Source organism: Arthrobacter sp. Y-9 (genome assembly GCF_029690065.1).
GTDB lineage: Bacteria > Actinomycetota > Actinomycetes > Actinomycetales > Micrococcaceae > Arthrobacter_E.
Genome location: NZ_CP121463.1, coordinates 292,971 through 309,204, shown reverse-complemented (window position 1 = coordinate 309,204; position 16,234 = coordinate 292,971). Strand labels below are relative to the sequence as shown.

General features: G+C 65.8%; 14 protein-coding genes. 9 read left to right on the top strand and 5 right to left on the bottom strand.

The features are described 5' to 3' along the window. The first annotated feature begins 229 nt into the window (after positions 1-229). Both P9849_RS01360 and P9849_RS01355 read left to right on the top strand, forming a co-directional pair. On the top strand, positions 230-889 hold the full coding sequence (locus tag P9849_RS01360) for a FadR/GntR family transcriptional regulator (protein WP_278267954.1): 660 nt from the start codon (positions 230-232) through the stop codon (positions 887-889). A 72-nt stretch (positions 890-961) separates the two neighbouring features. Further along, positions 962-1,645 (top strand): GntR family transcriptional regulator, encoded by a 684-nt coding sequence (locus tag P9849_RS01355; protein ID WP_278267953.1) that lies wholly within the window; start codon positions 962-964, stop codon positions 1,643-1,645. 204 nt (positions 1,646-1,849) lie between these two features. On the opposite strand, the gene P9849_RS01350 is transcribed toward P9849_RS01355, so the two are convergent. Next, positions 1,850-5,824, bottom strand: a complete 3,975-nt coding sequence (locus P9849_RS01350; protein ID WP_278267952.1) for a hypothetical protein — start codon at positions 5,822-5,824, stop codon at positions 1,850-1,852. A 361-nt stretch (positions 5,825-6,185) separates the two neighbouring features. On the opposite strand from P9849_RS01350, the gene P9849_RS01345 reads away from it, so the two are divergent. The 6 genes from P9849_RS01345 (at position 6,186) to P9849_RS01320 (ending at position 10,869) form a co-directional block, all read left to right on the top strand. Beyond that, complete coding sequence (locus tag P9849_RS01345; protein ID WP_278267951.1) at positions 6,186-6,392, top strand: hypothetical protein; 207 nt, start codon at positions 6,186-6,188, stop codon at positions 6,390-6,392. A gap of 38 nt (positions 6,393-6,430) precedes the next feature. Beyond that, a complete protein-coding gene (locus tag P9849_RS01340) occupies positions 6,431-6,883 on the top strand; it encodes a hypothetical protein (RefSeq protein ID WP_278267950.1) in 453 nt (150 codons plus the stop codon). 201 nt (positions 6,884-7,084) lie between these two features. Continuing rightward, positions 7,085-8,086, top strand: a complete 1,002-nt coding sequence (locus P9849_RS01335; protein WP_278267949.1) for an ABC transporter substrate-binding protein — start codon at positions 7,085-7,087, stop codon at positions 8,084-8,086. A gap of 46 nt (positions 8,087-8,132) precedes the next feature. Beyond that, entirely contained in the window at positions 8,133-9,104 is a 972-nt protein-coding gene (locus tag P9849_RS01330; protein WP_278267948.1) for an iron chelate uptake ABC transporter family permease subunit, read from the top strand. Next, positions 9,101-10,114, top strand: a complete 1,014-nt coding sequence (locus P9849_RS01325) for an iron chelate uptake ABC transporter family permease subunit (protein ID WP_278267947.1) — start codon at positions 9,101-9,103, stop codon at positions 10,112-10,114. Before P9849_RS01330 ends, P9849_RS01325 begins: the two co-directional genes overlap by 4 nt. Next, positions 10,111-10,869 (top strand): ATP-binding cassette domain-containing protein, encoded by a 759-nt coding sequence (locus P9849_RS01320; RefSeq protein WP_278267946.1) that lies wholly within the window; start codon positions 10,111-10,113, stop codon positions 10,867-10,869. The genes P9849_RS01325 and P9849_RS01320 overlap by 4 nt, the downstream gene beginning before the upstream one ends. Positions 10,870-10,916: 47 nt before the next feature. On the opposite strand, the gene P9849_RS01315 is transcribed toward P9849_RS01320, so the two are convergent. The 3 genes from P9849_RS01315 to P9849_RS01305 form a co-directional block, all read right to left on the bottom strand. Then, the gene (locus P9849_RS01315) at positions 10,917-12,221 is read right to left on the bottom strand and encodes an MFS transporter (RefSeq protein WP_278267945.1); all 1,305 of its coding nucleotides are present in this window, start codon (positions 12,219-12,221) and stop codon (positions 10,917-10,919) included. Positions 12,222-12,312: 91 nt separating this feature from the next. Beyond that, positions 12,313-13,386 (bottom strand): heparan-alpha-glucosaminide N-acetyltransferase domain-containing protein, encoded by a 1,074-nt coding sequence (locus tag P9849_RS01310; protein ID WP_278267944.1) that lies wholly within the window; start codon positions 13,384-13,386, stop codon positions 12,313-12,315. A gap of 377 nt (positions 13,387-13,763) precedes the next feature. Continuing rightward, entirely contained in the window at positions 13,764-14,021 is a 258-nt protein-coding gene (locus tag P9849_RS01305) for a hypothetical protein (RefSeq protein WP_278267943.1), read from the bottom strand. Between the two features lie 672 nt (positions 14,022-14,693). On the opposite strand from P9849_RS01305, the gene P9849_RS01300 reads away from it, so the two are divergent. After that, the gene (locus tag P9849_RS01300) at positions 14,694-15,443 is read left to right on the top strand and encodes a hypothetical protein (protein ID WP_278267942.1); all 750 of its coding nucleotides are present in this window, start codon (positions 14,694-14,696) and stop codon (positions 15,441-15,443) included. Between the two features lie 182 nt (positions 15,444-15,625). On the opposite strand, the gene P9849_RS01295 is transcribed toward P9849_RS01300, so the two are convergent. After that, on the bottom strand, positions 15,626-16,072 hold the full coding sequence (locus P9849_RS01295; RefSeq protein ID WP_278267941.1) for a VOC family protein: 447 nt from the start codon (positions 16,070-16,072) through the stop codon (positions 15,626-15,628). Positions 16,073-16,234 lie beyond the last annotated feature (162 nt).

Below are 16,234 nucleotides of genomic sequence, written 5' to 3'. Positions count from 1 at the left end.
CTGCCCCCGGAAGGACTGAGAAGAGAAGAAACCATCCAAACGTAGGATTGATAAATGTAGGACAGTTACCCCGACATGTTATCGCGAATGTCCGCGTCGTGCTACCGGAATGCGGCGAACCGGAGGTGAGTGGAAACCCAGGTCATCCCCGGCTTCCGCGCACTACGTCCGACTGCCCCTGCAGTTGACAGCAGGCGCTCCATAGTGTCTGTGACCTACGCTTGGTACCGTGACCTCTCTTCGCCCCGCCACTCGAAACGTCCCTCTCTCGGTTCAGATCGGGGCTCAGCTGCGGGAGAACATCGAAGACGGCACCTGGCCCATCGGCACCAAGGTCCCGGGCGAATTCGAGCTCATGAAGACCTTCGAAACCAGCCGCAACACGGTGCGGGAGTCCCTGCGGGCTTTGGTTCACCTCGGCCTCCTGGAGTCCCGCCCGGGCGACGGAACCTACGTTCGCTCCACCAGCGAGCTCGGCGCCGTGCTCGCCCGCCGCGTCAAGGATGACACCGCGGATGAGATCCTCGAGGTCCGCGCCGGCCTGGAGGTTCAGGCGTCCCGCCTGGCCGCCACGCGCATCACGAAGGACCAGCTCGACCAGGTGGCAGGCCACCTGAGGGACCGCGAAGCGGCGGACACCGCTGAGGACCGCCTCGCGGCGGACATCCGTTTCCACCGGGCCATCGTGGAAGCCTCCGGCAACCCCCTCATGGCGGAGCTCCATGACGGGCTGGAACCCGCCGTCCTCCTGAACGCCGGCAACTACCCCAAGATCGAGGATCCCGCGGCGCTCGAGCAGGAGCATCGGGACCTCCTGGAGGCACTCAAGCGCGGCAACGCACATGCGGCCGTCACCGCTGCCCAGGCGATCGTGGACGGATTCAAGTAGGAGCCGGGCGACCACTCCCAGACGCCGCTCGGGGGAGGTTTCGGAGTTCCGCAATTGTCGTACACTTGCCAAGTGAATGTCGATCACACCACTCCTCCGGCAGTCGCCTCCTCCCACAGCTTCGCGCAGCGCCTGGAACACTGGATCACCTCCGGCGCGTGGCCAGCAGGGTCCACACTGCCGAGCGTCCACGAACTCGGCCGGATCTTCGCCGATCAGGACATGGCCGGCATCCAGGAGGTCCTCGACGGCCTCCTCGCCCAGGGTGTTCTTCTGCTCGACACCGAGACAGGTCGCCTCACAGCGCGAGCTCCGGCCTCAGCACGCGGTTCCGACAGCGGACCCAGCGACCTCGACCGCTCCCACGACAGCGCGGAGGATCGAGTACGCGCCCTGAGCGAGGCCCGCAATGCCCTCCTGTGCCAATGCGTTCGGCACCTCTCCGCGCGGGCCACTCCCGAAGACCTGGAGCACCTGGACTTCGCACTCGGTCGAGCTGTCACGGGCTTCTCGACGGAAAGCCTGGCGGCCTTCGACCGCGAGGTCGTCCTGAGGGCAGGAAACGGCCTGATGCTGCGGATCTACGACCGCCTGATGAATCTCGGAAACGCCGAAAAGAGCCCCCAGCCCTGCCCTTCACTGGATGATCAGATCCTGGCGAGAACCGAGCTTCTCACCGCGATTTGCGCCCAGGAGAGCGACGCCGCGACCCGGTTCGCCGAAAGCCTTCTGAAGACCTGCGACACTCGCGGCTGACGGCCGGCCGGCTATCACCCCACGCACACCGCGGCGCGCCACCGGCCATCACGGCCGCCACGGACAGGGCATGTGAGGACACGGCATAGGAGGAAAGGATGAGGCCCGACGGCGCTGTCGCCGTCGGGCCTCATCGTCACCATCCGCGAAGGGGCCGGCCGCCCGCGTCAGCGGCCGGCCGAGCCTTTTCCTATCGCCCTATTCTTATCGCCGGCCTTCCCGGCGTCGCACTGCCGCGGAGATCACCACACCCGCGAGCACCAGGGCCGCAGCCCCTAGTGCCAGGGCGGGGCCGCTTGCCGCGCCGGTTTCGGCCAGCGACGGCGGACCAGGCGCCGGGGCCGGCGGAGTTCCCTCGAGCGCCACCGACGACGGCTGGGAACCGACCGGGGCGCCACCCGGCGTGGTGGCAGACGCGGTCGCCGTGTTGCTGAGCTTCCCCGCGGCGAGATCGGCAGCCGTCACGACGTAGGTCGCAGTGCACCTCAGCGATGCCCCGGGGACGAGGCCCTGGCCGGCCGCCGGGCAGGAGACCGGCGACATCCTGCCGCTTCCCGAGAAGGCCCCCTCGTGGACGGCGAGGTCCTTGAGGGTGACATTGCCGGTGTTCGTGAGGGTGAACGTGTAGATGATGCGCTCCCCCACGTGGCTGAGGACCGTGCGGTCCGCCGACTTCACCAGGCGGAGAGCCGGAGCAGGTTTCTGCGGCACCGACGCCTCGGAGGGATCAGAGGTCACCGGGCCACCCGAGGACGGCGTCCCCGTGGCGGTGGCGGTGTTGTCCACCGAGCCACGGTCCACATCGGCCTGCGTCACCCGGTACGTCGCCGTGCACGTGGCACTGCTTCCCGGGGCCAGCGGCTCCTTCGGGCACGTCGCCGCGGACAGCGTGCCGGAGCCCGTGAAGGTTCCTTCCGTGACCTTGAGATCGTGCAGGGTCACATTGCCGGTGTTGGTGAGCTTGAAGGAGTAGGTGATGGTCTCACCGGCCTTCAGTTCGGTCTTGTCCGCGGACTTGACCATCCTCAGCCCCGGCTTCGGATCGCCCGGCAGCGTGACCTCGGACGGAGAGGACGCGACCGGCTTGCCGGAGGGGTCGCCACCGCCCGCCGTCGCGGTGTTGTGCACCGAGCCGCGGTCCACATCCGCCTGGGTGACGGTGTAGCTCGCAGTGCAGCGCACCGTGGCGCCTGGGGCCAGGCTCTTCGCGCCGTCCGTGCAGGTGATCGCAGAAAGCTTCCCCGAGCCGGTGAACTCGCCTTCCGTGATCTTCACGTCGTGGAGCGTGACGTCGCCGGTGTTGGTGGCGTCGAAGAAATACGTCACCGTCTGGCCCGCCACGAGTTCCGCTGTGCTGGCGCTCTTGTGCAGTGAGATCCCAGGGTGCTGATCCACGGGAACGGTCGCCGACGACGGCGCGGACTTCACGGGAGAACCCATGGGCGGCGTGCCCTCCGCGGTAGCCGTGTTCTGCACGGAGCCGCGATCCACGTCGGCCTGGGTGACCTGGTACGTGGCAGTGCAGGTCACCGAGGCGCCGGGAGTCAGCGATGTGGCCGCCTCCGGACAATCGACGGCGGACATCGTGCCGCTTCCCGTGAAGGCGCCTTCCGCGATCGTCACGTCACGCAGGGTGACGTTCCCGGTGTTGGTCACCGCGAACGAATAGCTGATGGTGTCACCCACTGCCCCGACGCGGGACGGCGAGGCGGTCTTCTGCAGGCTGAGCGCCGGCTTCGGATCGGACGGCACTGTGGCCTGCGACGGGTCTGACGTCACCGGTTCGGCGCCGTTCGGCGGCGTTCCGGTGGCCGTGGCGCTGTTCTCAACGGAGCCTCGGTCGACGTCGGCCTGAGTGACCTGATAGGTGGCGGTGCACGTCTCCGAGTCACCGGGGGCGAGGGACGACTGCGGGCAGGTGATCGCCGAGAGCTTCCCGGAACCGGTGAAGGACCCTTCGTCGACCTTCACCTCGTTCAAGGACACATTGCCCGTGTTCTTCACGACGAAGGAGTACGTGATCGTCTGACCAGCCACGAGTTCGGTCTTGTCCGCGGTCTTCGTCAGCGAGACACCCGGCTTCTGCTGCGCCGGAATGCGCACCTTCGACGGGTCCGAGGTGGCCGGATCACCGGTGGGCGGCTGGCCGGAGGCGGTCGCCGTGTTGTCCACCGAGCCACGGTCCACATCGGCCTGGGTGATCTGGTAGGTGGCCGTGCACGTCACCTGCTGACCGGGCGCGAGCGAGGACGCCGCATCCGGGCAGGAGACCTGTGGCTTCGCGCCCGAACCCGTGAAATCGCCTTCGTTGATATGGATGTCCTTCAGGGTCACATTGCCCGTGTTCTTCACCGCAAAGGAGTACGTGACGGTCTGACCGGCCACAAGCTCCGTCTTGTCCGCGGACTTGGTCATCGAGATACCGGGCTTGGGATCCTCAGGGATCTTCACGGTGGAAGGATCACTCGTCACAGGCTCCTTGCCCGGCGGTGTTCCGTGGGCGGTGGCAGTGTTCTCCACCGAACCCCGGTCCACGTCCTCCTGGGTGACCTGGTAGGTGGCGGTGCACGTGACCTGGTCGCCCGGCTTGAGCGCCGACGCCGCGGCCGGGCAGCTGACCACGGGCTTCTGGCCGGCGCCGCTGAACGCGGTCTCATCCACGCCGACGTCGTTCAGCGGCACATTGCCCGTGTTGGTGATGACGAAGGAGTACGTCAGGGTCTCCCCTGCGACGAGCTCGCTCTTGTCCACGGACTTCACCAGCGTGAGGGCCGGGGACGCCTTGGTCACCGGCGTCCGGGTCTCGCTCGTGGCCGACGTCACCGTCGCGGTGCTGCTGGGCGGATTGCCGCTCGCCGTCGCGACATTGTGCACCTCGCCGGCGTTCTCGTCGTCCGCCGTGATCGTGTACTGGGCAGTGCACGTGGCGGAGGCCCCCGGCGCCAGATTTCCGGACGGACAGGTCACCGGCCCGACCTTGGGGTCATCGACAGCGATGTTCGTGAGGGTGGTCTTGCCGGTGTTGGTCACATCGAATGTGTACGCGATGGTGTCCCCGGCGTCGGTGATCCCGTCGCTGTTGGCGTCCACGGGCGCGCCGGCCTTCTTGGTCAGCGAGATGCCTGTGCTGAGCGCGGTGTTGGTCAGGGTGCACTCGACATCGTCACCGATCGCGACGAAGATGTCCTGCGACGTCCCGGCGTCCCCTTGCGGGAGCGAGGGGTCCACCTGATCGAAATTGGTGCACCTCCACGACGCCGAATAGTTGTTCAGATCACCCGTCACCGCGCTCTCGCGGAAGTGGAACGGCATGCCCGGCACGGGGGTCACCACGGAGTTCTTCCCGGTCGTGGCGCTGGTGCCGGTCGGGCCCGTGGAGCCATGGGCGACGTCGGCGGCATCACTGCTGATGTCCACCTGGAAGTCGTCGCCCGGGAAGCGGGAGGCCACGGTCTTGTTCATCTTGACCGAGGAGATCAGGACCCCGAAGGCCACGCCCTCACGGCCGCCCCCCACCATGGTCTGGGAGAAGGTGACGGGCCGCTGCGAGGCGAGGATCGCGGTGCCGGTCTTGATGTCCGTTCCGGCGCCGGTGCACTTGACCTGCGTGCTCCCGACGCCGGTGAAGCCGCCTGCGCAGGCGTTGCCGAGTCCGTTGCCCGTCCGAGTGGCCGTCAGGGACGTGATCGGGTTCGTGGAGTTCCAGGTGATCGATTCGTTCACATCGGTGGATTCGGCGTCCGCGCCGACGATGGACCACTGCATCACTTCCATCCCCTGAGGCGTCACGACCCGCATGTTGCTCAGGGTCAGGGTCGTCTTCGGGCCTGTCATCCCGGCATCCGTCTGATACAGGGCCGGCTTCCCGGCCGTCCCCGAGTAGAAGCCCCGATTGCCGAGGTAGGCGCCGCCCCACGTGGGGAAGGCCGCCGGGCCGACGGCCGCGCCGCTCCGGGTGACCGTGGCGTACAGCGTGTTCCCGCCGTCGATGGTGAACGCGAAATCCTGGCCCTTGGCCGCCTGCGCCGGGTCGAGCCCGGAGAAGTCGAGCCAGCACAAGGTGTCGGCGTACTTTCCCGTTCCCGACGCTGAGAAGTGGCACGAGGTATTGGTCGCGGCGGCGGCCGCCGGCGCACTCAGCGTGACCGCGGCGAGAGTGGCCGCCAGTCCCAGGATCACGGCGGTGATCGCCGCCGTGATCCTCCGAAGTCGGTGGGCGCCGGCACCCAGAAACAGTCCCGGCGCTGGTTTCCCACCACCTGGCATCAATCGGCGTCGGCTCCCCCTGGAGCGCGACCACGTACGAGTGAACATTTCCCCTCCTTGACGGCGAACCGCCGTTCAGATGCGAACGAGAATCTTGCTGCAGTCCCTTCATGGTTTCCCCAAACGCACGTCGCGTCAAATGTCCGACATTATGTGGATGAAGATGACAGAAGTTCACCCACAAGCCATCCTCGGGGTGTCGCCCGAGGTGGGACGCATGATATAGCTTTCATATGCAGATGTCGGACACTTCTGAAGTGCCGAAGGAATGCACTTGAACACCGACGACGGCGGGCTTGCCGGCATGACGAGAGGGAACACCATGGGCGGGGACATCATGAACGACGTCACAAGCTGGCTTTTCGCGATCGGACTGATGCTGGGGGCGGTCTCGCTCATCGTCTTCATCGGCATCGGGGTCACCCCGCTGTTCCGGAAGGACGCCGCACCGTCGCCCGCCCGGCCCCAGCGGCGCCGCTGAGGACCACCGAGACCGCCGCACCGCACCCAGGGGGAACAGTGACCAACGACGCTCCACTTCTCTGCGGCCCCTGGTCGCTCGACGACACCCCTCCCGCCTCGGCCGCCGCGTCGATCGCGACCATCCGGGAGAGGCTCATCGAGGCCTACCTCCCCGGCCTCCCACCACTTCAGCACCACCGCATCCTCAGGAGCATCGCCCTCCCCGAGGCGGTGCTGGTGCGCCTCGGCAGCCAGGCTCATCGGACCGACGCCGTCGATGAACTGAACACGGCGTCCTGCCGCGAATACCTCCAGAAGGTCATCCCCGACGAAGGCGCCTCGCTGCGCCTGGGACGAACGGACGTCACCGGCGACCTCGCCCGCATCTGGTGCGAGACCGCGCACGACGACGGCGCCCACACCACGCACGTGCAATCCGTCCATCTGGCCAAGGTCAGGCAGCACTGGAAGATCACGGCGATCGTCACCCGAGCGTCGCACACCACCTGAAACGCCCACGGCATCGGGCAGCGGCACCTCATCGAGCTCGAACGGCACCAAGTGCACGTCATCGCCAGGTTCATGGAACCGTCACATCCTCATGACGCCGGTCACTTAAGTTGAGGTAAGGCTTACCTTCCTATAGCGTGTGTTTTCGGTAAATAACGACACGTTTTTATTTGCTATTTCACCCGCATCTCTGGAGGAAGCATGACCTCGCGTTTCAAGACCCTGGCCGCCGGCACCGCCGTCGCCGCAGCACTCTTCGGCATCACCGCCTGCGGGCAATCCGGTGACACCAAGGCCGCCGAGAACGCGAGCTCCACCATCACCATCCAGACGAACACCGGTTCCATGGAGGTCAAGACCAAGCCGGCCCGCGTGGCCGCCCTCGACAACACGTCCATGGCCACCATCAAGGCCCTCGGCGTCGAGCCCGTCGCGATCCCCAAACCGCTCCTGCCCAAGGACGGCTACCAGGACTGGATCAACAACACGAACATCAAGGACGCGGGCAGCCACCGCGAGCCGAAGATGGAGGACATCAGCGAGGCACAGCCCGATCTGATCATCGGCGGCTACCGCTTCGCGAGCCAGACGGAGAAGCTGAGCAAGATCGCACCCGTGGTGGACATCGCCCCGAGCGATGAGAAGGGTTCCAGCTACCTCGAAGGCCTGAAGAAGCAGACCCTCACACTCGGCGACATCTTCGACAAGAAGGACGAGGCGAAGAAGATCGTCGCCGACCTCGACGCCGCCATCGCCGACGCCAAGAAGGCCACCAACGGCCAGACCGTCTTCCTCGCCAACTCCTCCGGCGGCAAGATCGACAACGGCGCAGGCCGCATCGGCCGCATCCTCGAAGGCGTGAACCTCAAGGACGTCTTCGCCCAGGACGACGCGAAGCTGAAGTCCGACTCCGTGCACAACAACTCCGGCCTCTCCCCCGAAACCGTCGCGGCCGCCAAGCCCGAGTGGATGATCGTGATGGACCGCGATGCGGCCGTCACCGAGGAGGGCAAGGAGTTCAAGCCGGCCAAGGCCGTCGTCGAAGGCCTCGGCAAGGTGTGGAAGGACGTGCCGTTCTACGCCAAGGACCAGATCGTCTACATGCCCTCCGACTTCTACCTGACTGAAGGCATCCAGGCGTACACCGACGTCTTCAAGACCATCGCCAAGGACTTCACCGCCAAGTCCAGCACTGCCAAGTAGCCCTCACCCCGGGCAACACCGCATCGTGATCTCGCGCCTCTTCAGGATGGCGACGGCAGCCGCCGTCGCCATCCTGCTGCTCGTCTCCCTCCTGGTGGGCGGCTACGACATCTCCCTCGACAAGCTCTTCAGCGACCCCGCGGCCCAGGAGATGTTCTGGCTCTCCCGGGTGCCGCGCACGCTCGCGCTCGTGTTCGCCGCGGCCGCCATGAGCATCTCGGGGGTGATCATGCAGCTCATCACTCAGAACAAGTTCGTGGAGCCCAGCACCGCCGGCACCAGCCAATGGGCCGGGCTGGGCATGCTGGTCATCCTGCTGGTGGCGCCTGAGGCGACCCCCATGGTGAAGATGGTGGTGGCCACCGGCTTCGCATTCCTGGGGACGTGGCTGTTCCTCGCCGTGCTGGACCGGGTCCGCGTGCGCTCCTCCGTGGTGGTCCCGCTGGTGGGCATCATGCTCGGCGCCGTGGTCGGCGCCGCCACCACGTTCCTCGCCGGGACCTTCAACCTCATGCAGGCCCTCACGGCCTGGCGTTCCGGGGGTTTCAGTGGAATCGTGCAGGGCTTCTACGAACCGCTCTGGATCGTGGCCGGGATCGCGGTGGCCGCGTTCCTCGTGGCGGACCGTTTCACGGTCGCGGGCCTCGGCCAGGACATGGCGACCGGGCTCGGGCTGAACTACCGCCGGGTCGTGTTCCTCGGGGTCATCATGGTGGCCCTGGCGACGGGTGTGACCAGCGTGGTGGTGGGGTTCATTCCGTTCCTCGGCCTGATCGTGCCGAACATGGTGTCCATGATTCTGGGCGATGATCTGCGGCGGAACCTGCCGTGGGTCGTGGCCACGGGTGTCGCGCTGCTGCTCGCCTGCGACCTGGTGGGCCGCGTGGTGGTGGCGCCCATGGAGATCCCCGCGTCGGTGATCCTCGGAGCCCTGGGCGCGGTCGCCTTCATCATCATCCTGCTGCGGACCCAACGGGCGTCCGCGGCGGGCCCGTCGCTGTCGAGGGAGCGCGCATGACCACGACCGTCTCCCCCGTCACCACGGCGCCGACCGCCGAGAAGCGCGTCCGGCGAGCGCCGCTGAGTCCCCGCGCGCGCATCCTGCTCACGACGGCGGCGGTGCTGCTCGCCGTCGTCGGCTTCCTGTTCCTGTTCATCCGGGGCGCGTTCTGGTTCGCGCTGGACGCGCGGCTCTCGATGCTCGCGGCCATGGTGATCGCCGCGTTCACTCAGGGTGTGGGCACGGTGGTGTTCCACACGGTGACCGGCAACCGGATCCTGACGCCGTCCATCATGGGCCTGGACTCGATGTACACGCTGTCTCAGACGCTCATGGTGTTCGTGTTCGGCGGGGCCGCGGTCGCGCAGCAGGAGGGGATCGGGAAGGTCCTGGCACAGACCGCTCTCATGGTGGTGTTCGCGACGATCCTGTACCGCTGGCTGTTCTCCGGCCGCAACGGCAGCCTCTACATCCTGCTCCTGGTCGGGGTGGTGTTCGGGCTGGCGTTCGATTCGATCGCCGTGTTCGTGCAGCGCATGCTGAACCCCACCGATTACGACCTCCTGTCCGCCAGACTGTTCGGCCGGATGGGCGACGTCAATGTCTCCCATCTGCCCGTGGCGTTCGCCGTCTGCGCGGCGGTCGGGGTGATCCTGTGGCAGCGGCGGTACCGGCTCGATGTGCTGCTGCTGGGCCGCGACAGCGCCCAGAGTCTCGGCGTCGACCACAAGCGCGAACTGACGCTCATGCTGGTGCTCGTGGCGGTCATGGTGGCGTTCTCCACCGCCCTGGTCGGCCCCATGACGTTCTTCGGCTTCGTGGTCGCCACGCTCGCCTATCAGGTGACCGGCAGTCACCAGCATCGGTACGTGATGCCCATGGCCTTCCTGCTGGGCCTGCTCACCCTGGTGGTGGGGCAGTTCATCATGCAGCACGTCTTCTACGCGGCAGGCTTCCTGACCGTCATCATCGAATTCCTGGGCGGCATCCTGTTCCTGGTGCTGCTCCTGCGGAAGGGCAGAGTGTGATCTCTTTTTCGGATGTGACCAAGAACTACGGCGACACCCGGGTCCTCGGGCCGGTCACCGCCACCATCCCGGAAGGCGGTATCACCAGCCTGATCGGGCCGAACGGCGCCGGGAAGTCCACGCTTCTGACCATCATGGGCCGGCTCATCGAGGCCGATGCGGGCTCCGTGTCCATCGGCGGGCTGGACGTGCGCCGGGCGAAGAGCGCCGAACTGGCCCGGAAGGTCGCGATCCTGCGTCAGGAGAATCACCTCTCAGCCCGGCTGACCGTGCGGGACCTCGTGGCGCTCGGGCGGTTCCCGCACTCCCGGGGACGGCTGACCGCGGAGTGCGTGACCGCCGTCGAGTCCGCGCTGGAGTTCCTGAACCTGACCGCCTTGCAGGACCGTTTCCTGGATCAGCTCTCCGGCGGGCAGCGGCAGCGGGCGTTCGTGGCGATGGTGCTGGCCCAGGACACGGACTACATCCTGCTGGACGAGCCGCTCAACAATCTCGACATGAAGCACTCGGTCCTCATGATGAAGCAGCTCCGCCGCGCCGCCGACGAGCTGGGCAAGACCGTGGTGCTCGTCATCCACGACGTGAACTTCGCGGCGGCCTACTCGGACCGGATCGTCGCGCTCAGGGACGGGCTGCTGGTGCACGAAGGGACCGTCGAGGAGACCATGACCGCCGAGGTCCTGACCAGCGTTTTCGACACCCCGGTCACGGTCCACACGATCGGCTGCTACCCGACGGCGGTCTACACGCACTGAGGGCCGGGGCCGGCTTGAGGAGGCGCGCCGGCGCCGACGGTCTGGCGTCAGCGGGCGGGCGCGTTCTCCGGGGCCGAGTCCGTGGGCACCCGCACCGCGAGCAGCACCAGAGCGAGGACGATGAACCCGGCCTGGACGAGCAGTGCGAGCGACGGGTGCTGCGTGGGCTTGAGCCCCAGCGCGAGCCAGCTTCCCGCCACTGCGCCGAGAGCCGTGGCGGCGAAGGACCAGCTCATGATCCGCGCGAACCGGGTGCCGCGGTAATCCTGCTGGCGAAGCGTGGTGGTCAGGACCGCCCGGGTGCGCGACAGGATTCCGAGCACCAGCGCGTACGCCAGGCCGGTCCACCACAAGGCGGCCGCATCGACCACGCTCAGCAGACCCGCGACGACGAGCAGGAACGCCACGGTCGCCACCAGCACGAGCCAGACGAGGCGCCTGATGTCGCCGCGCGAGCTGAGGGCCCGCCCCACCCACGGCCCGATGGTCGCGCCGATGCCGAACATCGCGATCACCGAGGCCAGGGCGACGGACGGATCGACCGGCGCCTTCTGCGCGATGGCGAGGTAGACGAAGACACCTCCGATGGTCCCGCCGACCTGCAGGAGGAAACTGAACAGCGGCGACGCCGCCCCGGTGGCCCACAGATCCCTCAGGAAGGCGCGAACGGTCATCCGCTCTCCCAGCACACCGAAGTCCTCGAGATCCTGATCGATCGCCGGCGCCGTCACCACGGTGCGGGAACTCACCAGACGCAGCAGCGTGCCCAGCGCCGACAGGACGAGGTTCCCTGCGATCAGCACGGTGATCGACACACCCGCGAGGAGGTTGCCCAACGGCATCGCGATGACGATCCCGACGAACGCGAGCGCGGAATAGACCGAGGCGTTGAAGGTCAGAGCCTGCTTCACATCGACCTGAGCGAGCTGCTGCCCGTAGAACTCCTCGACCACATCGGTCACGGCCGGGAAGACGGCGGCGAGCAGCAGGTACACGATGAGCACCGGCAGCGTTCCGCCCGGAACGGTCAGCAGCGCCACCAGCGCGACACCGCTGAGCAGGGCTTCCGCGAGGTCAGAGGCCACCAGGACGCGGGCCGGGCTGAAGCGGGCGGTCAGCCGGGCGATGAGTGGCGACGCGAAGGACACCAGTTCACCGAAGGTGGTCAGGACCGAGACCCACAGGAGCGGCAACACCCCGAGAGCCACGAGGCCATCGGACCCGCCTTCGACGAGGCGCGTTCCGAGAATCGAGACGATCAGGCCGGCGGTCATCCACCGGCGCGCGCTCAGGAGACGTGCGGTGGACACGGCCGGGGTGCTGGATGCCTGGACGGAAGGAGCGGAGGTCACAGGGTCAAGCTACGGTCCGCAGCGCGCTCGGCAAAGTCACATCGGCCACCGGGCCCGGCCGCAAAGCACGGTCTGACGTCAGCGGACGGGCTCAGCGGACGGGCTCAGCGGGCGCGGTCCCCGGGGCGCCCGTGCTGCTCACGGTCGGGCGGAGCGGCTTGGGGCGCAGCGTCACGCGGCCCATCAGCCACTCCACCGGCCCGGTGCCGACCCAGCGGTCCCAGCACCAGGACAGCACCAACGGCAGGACGACCACCATCGCCCAGCCTAGCGGGTCGAAGTGCGACGGCAGCACCCGTTCGTGCGTCGCAACCCACCAGGCGATCAGGCCGACGTGCAGCAGATACAGGCTCAGGGCGTGCCGGCCCCAGACCTTGAGGGGGGCGAAGACGCGGTCGCTCACCGTCCGCAGCGCGCCGGACGACGTCGCCAGCAGCACGACGGCGACGGTCACCGCGAAGACCAGGCCGGCGTCGTGCAGGGTGTCGACGTAGCTGCCGGAGATGCGAAGCTCGCGCCCCGTGAGCTTCTCGGCGAGAGGCCGCGCCGCGTACGCGAGAGGCGCGGCGGCGGCCATAGCCCACAGCAGCGGACCACGGCGCAGACCATGGCGGATGAGCAGGCCACCGAGCAGGAAGAACGGCAGGAGGTTCGTCAGCCGGTACGAACCCCCGAGCGCCACCATGTCCGCGAAGAAGCGGGTCACCGGATCCGCGGTGTAGATCCAGGTCTGGGTACGGGCGAAGGCGTTGAGCGGGTCGCTCGCCAGCACCACGACGAGCGCCACCGCGGCCACCCACGCGGTCCGGAGACGGAGCAACGGCACACCGATGATCAGGAGCAGCCCGAGATAGGCGAGCACCACCATGACCCAGGTGCCCCAGGTCGCCATCCAGAGACCGAGCGCGATCAGGATCAGCCCGCGGAGCACCTGCTGAAGGTACGTGCGCCCCGCACGGGACGCGGTGTTCCACGTGAGCTGCGCGGACATCCCCATGACGAGGGCGAACAGCGGCGAGGCGAGATCATTGATATTGCCGACCGCGAATTCCACCGCTTTGGGCGCGGTGGGATGGAATCTCGCCGCATGGGCGATGAGCATGGCGATGATCGCGATTCCGCGCAGGACATCGGGCACGGGCAGGCGCTGAGACGGTGATGTCATGTGTTCCCCCTGACATGGTCCCCTTCATCCTAAGGGCGCTGTCGAGAGGACGGGCAGCCCTCGCCACTCCGCAAAATCCCAACAAAATGAGACGTCGGCGGCCTTGTTGTCGGCGATCAGTTACTTCCGCACGGCCTTCTGTTCCTCGGTCATCGGGCCGGAGTTCGCGCCGTCGGAGCGGTGACGTGCTTTGAGGGCCTTGCCCCCAATCCTTGATTCCCAGATCCACTCGGGCGTCCTCATCGACGTGCCACAGCCGCATATGCACAGAGTCGGCGACATCTCCCCCGGGATGGATTCCCTCAGCGTCCTCCAGGGCGCTCAGGTACAACACGTCGCTGGCGCCGGGGGGTAGCTCCCGATGCTGTCGCCCACGGTCAGCCACGTTCCACGTAAGGCGCGCCGGCCTCGGCCCTCTTCTCGCTCAGTGCTCGTTCGTTGCGGAGCTGGGCGAGCCGTTGCTGGCACTGCTCAGGTCGGCGTTCGATGATTTCCTCGAGCTGAGAGAGGCCGTACTCGTCGTCGTCGTCGAATTCGATCAGAGCGAGTGCCTGATATAGGGCGCGGCCAACGTCCAGCGCGACGCTGCCCTTTCGCGTTGTTCCTGGCCGCGAGAGCCCTGGCAACGACTCCAAAGCTCCTCATCCTCGATGAGCCCACGAGCGCACTTGACGTCACCGTTCAGGACAAGATCATCGCACTTTTGGAAAGGACTAAACGAGACAAGGGTCTACGCCTCATCCTCATCACGCTCAACATCGGCTTGGCCAGTCGTCTGACCGAACACACCGTCGTTCTGTACAACGGCCGAGTGGTCGAGTCAGGTGCCACCGAGGAGGTTCTCCAAAACCCTGCCCACCCCTACACGGCACGCCTGTTGTCGTCGGTTCCGTCACTCTGGGGCAGAGTCCCAGCTGAGAACTCGACCTCCTCGCTCGCGCCAGCGACTGCCGGATGTCCCTGCCGTAACCGCTGCCCACTCGCGGACGACGCTTGTCTGCAACTTCCTACACTGCACGGTGACCCTCTCGTGGCGTGCCATCACCTGTTAACGCCCGAAGAATCAGATCAGGCTCACACCAGCCTTCCCGGTCAAGCTGCGGTTCAGACCTGGCTCTGCCCTCGCATCACCATGACGGCCGGGCATATTCATGTCCCCCTGACCAGAAATGAATGGGACTGTCCGAACCCGCGATGGGCTTGCGACCCCTGTTCACCGTGTTGCTGGCCTGCGCTGACGGGCCTAGAACACCGGATTTCCTTCCCATTTTCACGACATGAAATAGCGTCAAGGGCTACTAATAGACATGAAGATCCACACAGCACCTGAAATGCCGGTGACGAGCGGGGCCTGGCTGTTGCTGGCCCGTTGGCGGGATCAAAGTCTTTGTGACGGGTGGAGGTTCGTTCGCGACTGGTTTGTGCCCGAGGCTGAAGACGTGGTCAACGCCTTGATGAACAAAGCCCCGATTGGCAGTGCAGCTCGGAGGCTTGGCGCGGCCAGGGCTTCCCGTGGTGTAGGGATCGCCGAAACCATGACCGACCTTCGCTCATTGTTCATCGCCTCCGGACTCGAGGTGGACCACACCGCGCTGCAGGAGACCGTTGTCGGGTGGATCGAGGCAGGAGAAACGGATCAACAACCCTCCTCATGCACCGACATCAGCACTGGCCTTGCCACCCTAGCCCACTTCGAACGCGTTCTTGACGATGCGCGACGGACGTCTACGTCGTCCTCTGGACTTGTAGTCGGAAGGATTCAATTTCCCCACATGGATCGTCGACTCGAAGCCGACTGGACGCTGTTCGCTGAAATAGGGCACATCTGCGCGCGGGAGTTCAGCAGAGACCCCGGCCTGCAACTGTTCCGTCATGACAGTCTGCACTTTCTCACCACTGCCACGGCTGCAGGTCGAGCTAGCGCGGTCCGCTGCCGAAGCCGACTTGAATCGATTAGGGACGGCGCGCTAGGCCGCGGTGACCTGCAATACCGCCCATTACCTGGAAGCGATGAAGAAACCATGGCCTTGGTTTCCCAGCTAAGAAGACACATCTGAGTACATTTCCAAACCAGGCCGGCGCCGTGCTCTCCAGCCATGCAAGTGCGTCTGAAGGCCTATGTTTAGGAGCAGTCGAGCATATAAATCGTGAGCAGCCAACCTGGCTCCACGAGTGGCACAAACCTTTGAGGGCCCCACGCGTTGTCTCGATAGGAATTTTCTCACTAGGCGCCGAGCACTCAGGGGTTGGCAGGAGTCTGGTCCGCGCCGTGGCCGGTCATTTGAATTCCGAGAAGCCATACGATGCCGAACCGGTCGATGCAGGTCCCAAAGGTCCCGGTGTCCGGCGAGGTGGCCAATGGAACAACCACCCGGCCCGATTTGGAAAGCTTCCTCCAATAGGTGCGGAGTTCTCGGTTGCATTCGCAACTTAGGGAGATCGAGTGGTTAGTTCCAGGAACATATTCCATAGCGCTAGGCGTGTCCGACGCCATCAAGACCAGTCCAGAATCGGTAACCAGCACTGAATGAATTGTCTTTGACTGTTCCAACAACCCGTCATTGCCTGAATGGAAAATTTCAAAGGATTTCAGTGTTAAGTTCCCTCCGAAGACTGACTGGTAGAAGCGCATCGCTTCCGCGGCGTTATCGCGAAAACTCAAGTATGGACTCAAGATTGTTCTCACCCTTCATCTCCTTCGCATGAGCATTGGCAACGTTCGCGGCGCAGCTTTCATTCGTAGCTTATTTTCGGTTCTTCGTCTTGATTCATCCGGGGGACGCGCGCTTTCGAATTTCCCTTCGTCTTCTTGCAGATAAGATCTGGTGTTGTCCTGATTATCTTCTGG

Bases quoted from the DNA above. Each gene is read 5' to 3' on its own strand.
- P9849_RS01335 (WP_278267949.1), top strand. From the start codon at position 7,085: ATGACCTCGCGTTTCAAGACCCTGGCCGCCGGCACCGCCGTCGCCGCA.
- P9849_RS01330 (WP_278267948.1), top strand. From the start codon at position 8,133: ATGGCGACGGCAGCCGCCGTCGCCATCCTGCTGCTCGTCTCCCTCCTG.
- P9849_RS01325 (WP_278267947.1), top strand. From the start codon at position 9,101: ATGACCACGACCGTCTCCCCCGTCACCACGGCGCCGACCGCCGAGAAG.
- P9849_RS01310 (WP_278267944.1), bottom strand. From the start codon at position 13,386: ATGACATCACCGTCTCAGCGCCTGCCCGTGCCCGATGTCCTGCGCGGA.
- P9849_RS01300 (WP_278267942.1), top strand. From the start codon at position 14,694: ATGAAGATCCACACAGCACCTGAAATGCCGGTGACGAGCGGGGCCTGG.